The 6,278-nt window shown below is 59.7% G+C and carries 6 protein-coding genes and 1 pseudogene; 5 read left to right on the top strand and 2 right to left on the bottom strand.

Going from position 1 to position 6,278, the window contains the following annotated elements; all coding sequences use genetic code 11:
* A pseudogene (locus DBR18_RS28935) lies at positions 1-658 on the bottom strand (aldehyde dehydrogenase family protein); the annotation flags it as partial.
* A gap of 222 nt (positions 659-880) precedes the next feature.
* On the opposite strand from DBR18_RS28935, the gene DBR18_RS08470 reads away from it, so the two are divergent.
* Positions 881-1,795 (top strand): LysR family transcriptional regulator, encoded by a 915-nt coding sequence (locus tag DBR18_RS08470; protein WP_108590010.1) that lies wholly within the window; start codon positions 881-883, stop codon positions 1,793-1,795.
* An 18-nt stretch (positions 1,796-1,813) separates the two neighbouring features.
* Here DBR18_RS08470 and DBR18_RS08465 read toward each other — a convergent pair whose 3' ends face one another.
* Entirely contained in the window at positions 1,814-2,269 is a 456-nt protein-coding gene (locus DBR18_RS08465; protein ID WP_108590009.1) for a helix-turn-helix domain-containing protein, read from the bottom strand.
* Between the two features lie 153 nt (positions 2,270-2,422).
* Here DBR18_RS08465 and DBR18_RS08460 point away from each other — a divergent pair, with 153 nt between their 5' ends.
* From DBR18_RS08460 to DBR18_RS08445, 4 genes are all read left to right on the top strand, one after another.
* Positions 2,423-3,682 carry an MFS transporter gene (locus DBR18_RS08460; RefSeq protein ID WP_256588629.1) on the top strand — a complete coding sequence of 420 codons (1,260 nt, stop codon included), beginning with the start codon at positions 2,423-2,425 and terminating at the stop codon, positions 3,680-3,682.
* A gap of 96 nt (positions 3,683-3,778) precedes the next feature.
* Positions 3,779-4,087, top strand: a complete 309-nt coding sequence (locus DBR18_RS08455) for a 2Fe-2S iron-sulfur cluster-binding protein (RefSeq protein ID WP_108590007.1) — start codon at positions 3,779-3,781, stop codon at positions 4,085-4,087.
* A 61-nt stretch (positions 4,088-4,148) separates the two neighbouring features.
* Entirely contained in the window at positions 4,149-4,901 is a 753-nt protein-coding gene (locus DBR18_RS08450) for a hypothetical protein (RefSeq protein WP_108590006.1), read from the top strand.
* Between the two features lie 117 nt (positions 4,902-5,018).
* On the top strand, positions 5,019-6,257 hold the full coding sequence (locus DBR18_RS08445; protein WP_256588628.1) for an acetyl-CoA carboxylase biotin carboxylase subunit family protein: 1,239 nt from the start codon (positions 5,019-5,021) through the stop codon (positions 6,255-6,257).
* The last annotated feature ends 21 nt before the right edge of the window (positions 6,258-6,278 follow it).

Here is a 6,278-nt window from a genome sequence, read left to right as displayed (position 1 = left end):
GGCAAGGCCTTGGGCCTGCACCCGGCGGCAGCCCTGCTTCCAGCGCCAGCTCGGCCAGACGCAACGCCGAAAACGGTGATTGCTCGGCCGGTTTGAGAATCACCGAGTTACCCGCCGCCAGCGCCGGCGCGAGCTTCCACGCGGCCATGTCCAACGGGAAATTCCACGGCACCACCGCCGCCACCACGCCCAGCGCTTCGCGGGTGATGGTCGCCAGCACATTGGCGGCGCCGGGGGCGATCTGGTCGTAGAGTTTGTCGATGCTTTCGGCGTACCAGCGAAACACCCCGGCAGCGCCCGGCACGTCGATGTTGTAGGCGTCCATCACCGGTTTGCCCATGTTCAGCGAATCTAGCAGCGCCAGCTCTTCACGATGTTCCATCAGCAGATCCGCCAGGCGCAGCAGCACTTGCTTGCGCTCGGCGGGCGGGCGTTGCGCCCAGATGCCGGCCTCGAACACTTGTCGCGCATTAGCCACCGCCGCGTCGACATCGTCCTCGCCACACGCGGCGACATTGGCCAGCAACTGGCCGGTGGCGGGATTGATCGCGGCGAAGGTCTGCCCCGATTGCGCAGCGCAATGTTGGCCGTTGATCACGGCTTTATCGGGAAACTTCAAGGCAACGGCCTGGCGCTGCCACTGTGCAAGTTCGAACACGTCGAATGCTCCTTGGACGTTATTGTGCAGTCGATGGTGGCGCAGGCCCGGACGGGCGAAAACCAGTAAAAATGTCTTCGCAGACAATGAAAAAACTGCTCAATCGGTTTCCCCAAAACCATTGTGGATGACTAAGGTTCAAGGATAAAAACAACGTCGCGCAGCGGACGCGGCGGCGCACAAATTGCTTGGAAGTCGAGTCCGCTCGTCCTGAGGTTTGCCGTGGCCGCCTACAATTTGCGTCAGTTGAAATACTTCATCACCACCGTCGAATGCGGCAGCGTTGCCGAAGCCTCGCGCAAGCTGTACATCGCGCAACCGGCGATCTCCACAGCGATCAAGGGTCTGGAAGACAGCTTCGCGGTGCAATTGCTGATCCGCCATCACGCTCAGGGCGTATCCCTGACGCCCAGTGGTGCACGATTCTTTCGCAAGGCGCAGGAACTGTTGCGCATGGCCCGGGAGTTCGAGCAGAACGCGCTGGCCGATAACGACATTGTGGCCGGGCAGATCGACATCGGCTGCTTCGAAACCGTTGCGCCGCTGTACCTGCCGCAGTTGATCGCCGGGTTTTCCGCGCTGTACCCCGGGGTGAAAATCCGCATCCGCGACGGCGAGCAGCAGGAACTGGTGCAAGGCCTGACCTCGGGCACGTTCGATCTGGTCATCCTTTACGAACACGAACTGGACGCCACCATTCAGACCGAACCGCTGATGCCGGCGCAACGGCCTTATGCGCTATTGCCCGCCGATCATCGCTTCGCCGGATACAAGCAGGTGTCGCTGCGCGACCTGTGCCTGGAGCCGATGATTCTGCTGGACGTGCAGCCGAGCCGGACCTACTTCGTCAGCCTGTTCGAGGAGCTGGGCCTGACGCCGCGCATCGAGTTCAGCTCACCGTCCATCGAAATGGTCAGGGGCATGGTCGGCCAGGGGTTTGGCTTCTCGGTGCTGGTGACGAAGCCGCACTCCGAATGCACCTACGACGGCAGGAAAGTGGTGTGTGTGGAGATTGCCGAGGACGTCACCGGATCAGGGTTGGTCGCGGCGTGGCTCAAGCGCGGGCAACTGACCAAACCGGCGCAGCTGTTCGCCGACTATTGTCGCGAACAACTGACGCGCAAGGCCGGCGCCTGACCGGCCCACGCCACGCCTTCAACTGCGGCGCGTGACCACACGCCGATGGCAATCCGCCGGGCCCAGCACCTTGCCCGCCCTGGATCGCACTTCAATGATTTCGATCGGCTCGGCGTTTTCGTTGTCCAGCAATATCGAGTGACTCTCGCCTTTGCTGAACAGGAAGCGCTCGCCCCACTGACGCATGCTGATCACGATCGGAAACACCGAACGCCCCATCTCGGTCAGCACGTATTCCTTGTAGGCGGTGCCATCGGATGCCGGTTGCACCTCGAATATGCCGAGTTCGACCAACCGCTTGAGCTTTACCGTGAGGACGTTTTTCGCCAGACCCAGACGCTTCTGGAATTCGCTGAAACGACGTACGTCATCGAAAGCGTCACGGATGATCATCAACACCCAACGATCACCAATAGCCTCAAGCGTGCGGGCCACGGGACATTCGCTTTGTGCCAGTAGCTGCTGTCTGGCCATGCGTCTCCAAATTTGATGAAAGAGCGCGTTAGAACAGTTCTAACGTCAGAAGAAAATAGTTTGAAAAACTGGTTGTAGATTAAAACCAGTTTTGTTAAAAATCAACGCATCGGTTTTGTTTCAAAACCAGTTATTCCCAAGGAAGGAATGATGATGTTGACCCCACAAAAGCCTTTGATAATGGACGTCGAGGCCGAAAAATCAGCCGGTGGCGGCGCTGTTCAGTCCCCTCAGGGACGTGCAACCGCTCAGGGTTTAAGTCGTTACCAGACATTTCTGTTCGCAATCACCTGCGCCATGGCCGTGGCGAACGTCTACTTCGCCCAACCGCTGCTGGAGTCGATGGCAGCCAGCCTGTCGGTCTCGCCGGGCACCATCGGTGTGGTGGTCACGGCGACGCAGGCCGGTTATGCCGTGGGCCTGTTGTTCATCGTGCCGCTGGGCGATCTGCTCAATCGCAAGGGCCTGATCCTGACGCAAATGCTGCTGTCCGCCGTGGCCTTGTGTGCGGTCGGGCTGGCACAGGATTGGGGCATGCTGCTCGGCGCGATGGTGCTGGTCGGGCTGATGGCGGTGGTGGTGCAAGTGGTGGTTGCCTACGCGGCGACACTGGCCAGCCCCGAGCAACGCGGCGAAGCCGTTGGCACGGTGACCAGTGGTGTCGTGCTGGGCATTCTGCTGGCGCGCTTCGTCTCGGGCGCAGTGGCCGATCTGGCCGGATGGCGCGGGGTTTATTTCGTCTCGGCGGCCTTGATGATCAGCATGGCGCTGGTGCTGTACCGCACCATGCCGGCGTCCACCAAGCCGCCGGCCAAGGGCAGTTACCTGCAGCTCCTGCGCTCGGTCTTCCAGTTGTACCTGACCGAACCGACGCTGCGCGTCAGGGGCACCTTCGCCCTGCTGATATTTGCCGCGTTCAGCGTGTTGTGGACCGCCATGGTGCTGCCGCTCAGCGCGCCGCCACTGTCGCTGTCACACACCCAGATCGGCCTGTTCGGCCTGGCCGGGGTAGCCGGCGCACTGGCCGCAGCACGGGCCGGACGCCTGGCCGATCAGGGCTTGGGCAATCGCACCACCGGCATTGCACTGGCACTTTTGACCGTGTCCTGGCTGCCCACTGCGTTTGTTGAAAGTTCATTGCTGGCCATGGTCATCGGCGTCGTATTGCTGGACTTCGCAGTGCAGGCCGTTCACGTGACCAACCAGAGCCTGATCTTCGCCGCACGGCCGGATGCACAAAGTCGGCTGGTGGGCGCCTACATGTGCTTCTACTCCGTGGGCAGCGGTCTGGGCGCCATTGCGGCAACTTACACTTACGCACACTTTGGCTGGGTCGCTGTCTGTCTGTTGGGCGCGGCATTCAGTGGTATCGCGCTGTTGTACTGGTTATATCTGGAACTGACTTCTCGTTAACTTCCCGATTACTTGAAACTTGTTTCCATGGCCCTATGGCCCTGGTGTGAAACTGTGTGCCCGCCACACGAACTTGAATAATTAAATGAGGCATGTATGGAAGGGTTTCACACACTCACTGTTACCTCTACTACAGCAAATGAAATTAAGTTCGAATTACCGAAAAACGCCCCGTTTACGGATATCGAATACGAACCCGGTGGCAAGAACATCATCCCTCTGGGCTGCAGGGTCGGGGCGTGCGGGGCTTGCCTGGTCAAGATTACATCGGGCTTCGAGGCGGTGAGTCGTCGCGAAGAAGATGAAGAGGCTTTTATCGAGATACTGGGGCACAGCGGTGAAGAATACCGATTGGCCTGTCAGTGCCTGTTAAAAGGAGAAGTGGCCATTGAAATAATTGGCTGAGCGTTAACGTTAACGGCGGTTTAAAACAAAGCGTTTCAAACAAACTAAAAAGGACTTGTTCATGCTGAACCGTGTAAAGAATGTTGGCTATGGTGATACCACTCCGTTCCTCAGCGCCGCTGGCTCGGCAGGCCTGCGTGCAGAGATCGACAAGATCATCGACGCGCAGGTAGAGCAATGGTTCGCGACTGTCCCTGAGGCGGCGCACCTGGAAGGCAAGGACGTTAACAGCGAGTACTACAAGCGCCACCTGATCGAAACCGCATGGCGCATCCGTCTGCTGCGGGTTGCCGAATCCAAGGCACTGGCGGAAGTCGCCAAGATCAGCCCTGAGGCTGCGCAGATCTGGGCTCACTACGAGCAAGAGGAAATGCTGCACGACGAGCTGTTCATCGCTGACCTGAACCGCATCGGCGTCAGCCGTAAGGAGTTTCTCGCCACCGAACCGTACCTGGAAACCAAACTGCTGGTCGGATTCTTTTCCTACCTGCTGGACCATGAAGGACCGCTGGGCGTTGTCGCTTATTCCTACCTGGTCGAGTACGTCAACGTGAAGCTCGAACCACGCAAGCTCGAAGCGCTGAAGACCTCGGTGGGCGAGACCAACATCGCCGGCCAGGTGTCCCACTCGCATACCGACATCAATGACGACCACCCGGGTGAAGTCTGGGCCGCCCTGCGCTTTCTGATCAAAGGCGAGCAGGACATCGCTGCACTGAAGAAATACCTCGAGGAGCACCAGACCATTCTCGCGCTGTTCTTCAACAAGCTGTACCTCAACACCCTGGCCAAGCCGCAAGACAAGGCAGCTTAAGCCATGGAGCAGGCAATGAATTCAAATCGACCCGGTGTTCTGATCCTGAGCCACTGCGGCTTTTCTTTCCTGGAAGACCTGAAGCAGGAGCTTCATCGACGGCAGCTCCGGTGTTTCGTGCTGTCTTCATTGCCGCTTCCGGAACATGTACCGGCCCGTCTGGAGCAGATCCATGCCTGGGCGGACCGGTTCTACACCACCGACTCCCACCAGTTGAAGCCGGAGGATGTGCAGACCGCCCTTGAGGCCCTGCGCAAATCGGGCGAGCAGGTCGCCTGCTGCATCAGCGTGTGGGAAGGCTATCGTCACCTGATGGCCTCTGCCAACGCTGCGCTTGGCACCTATGACATGGACGCAGGCCAGGCACTGGCTCTGCGCAACAAGCTCAATGTGCGTAACCGACTGGCCGAAGCAGGCCTGTCCCACGCCAACGCCTATGCCCTGACCGAGCCTGTGCTGGAACGGCTCAAGGCGCAGGATCAGCGTTATTTCATCAAACCGGTTCATGGGATCGCCTCCTACGCGGCCTTCCCCATGCGCAAGGACACTACGTGGAATGCCCTTGAGGAACTGCGTCTGGCCTCGGCCGAAGACACGGTGTATGCCTCGGCATTCAACGACGGGCTGACGTTCATGGCCGAGGATTACATCGCCGGCCATGAATTCAGTTTCGAGACACTGCTGGTCGATGGTCAGGCGCACGTCGTGGCCATCCATGAAAAATACGAAGTGACCGAAACCGCCTCCACGGTGCTTGAAGACAGCTGCACCACGCCCCCGGCAAGCCTGAATCAGGCGCAGATCGCCGCAGGCCTGAAGTGGCTGAAAGATGTGCTCGGTTGCATGGAACTCCAGTGGGGCTGCTACCACGTGGAAGCACGCTTTTCGGGGCAGCACTGGGACCTGATCGAAATCAACCCGCGTGTCGGCGGCAGCCTGATCTCGCACAGCGTCGAGGCGGTGACCGACGGTCACAGCATGCTGTCGCTGTGGCTCGACCTGCTGCTCGCCAGCCAGGACGACACGGCGCGACGCGAAGCACTGGTCCGGCACCTGCAGCAGTTCGAATGGCACACCGACGGCACCAGCGAACAGACCGTGGCGACGTTCTTTCGGGTGTACTTCGCCGAGCCGGGAACCCTCAGTTCAGTGGCGCTCAACGAATTGCCGCTGGCCCCGGTGGTGCAGCACATTCTGCTCAAGGCCGGCGACGTGATTCCCGCTCACGCCCGCGAAGTGTTCCTCGGGCAACTGTTGTGGACGTTCGAGCGAGCCAACAGAGCAGCCGAACTCCAGCGTCTGGCCAGCATCAGCGCGACCGCGCTGGATATCCGCTATCAGCACGACAGCCATTAATAAGAAACCCGGGCAATCGCC

This window comes from Pseudomonas sp. HMWF021, from assembly GCF_003061005.1.
In the GTDB taxonomy this organism is placed as follows: domain Bacteria; phylum Pseudomonadota; class Gammaproteobacteria; order Pseudomonadales; family Pseudomonadaceae; genus Aquipseudomonas.
The sequence above is the reverse complement of the archived record's forward strand: the minus strand, read 5'-3'. Positions and strand labels throughout refer to the sequence as shown.

Coding starts and splice junctions, on each gene's coding strand:
- DBR18_RS08465 (WP_108590009.1), bottom strand. CDS start 2,269: ATGGCCAGACAGCAGCTACTGGCACAAAGCGAATGTCCCGTGGCCCGC.
- DBR18_RS08460 (WP_256588629.1), top strand. CDS start 2,423: ATGTTGACCCCACAAAAGCCTTTGATAATGGACGTCGAGGCCGAAAAA.
- DBR18_RS08455 (WP_108590007.1), top strand. CDS start 3,779: ATGGAAGGGTTTCACACACTCACTGTTACCTCTACTACAGCAAATGAA.
- DBR18_RS08450 (WP_108590006.1), top strand. CDS start 4,149: ATGCTGAACCGTGTAAAGAATGTTGGCTATGGTGATACCACTCCGTTC.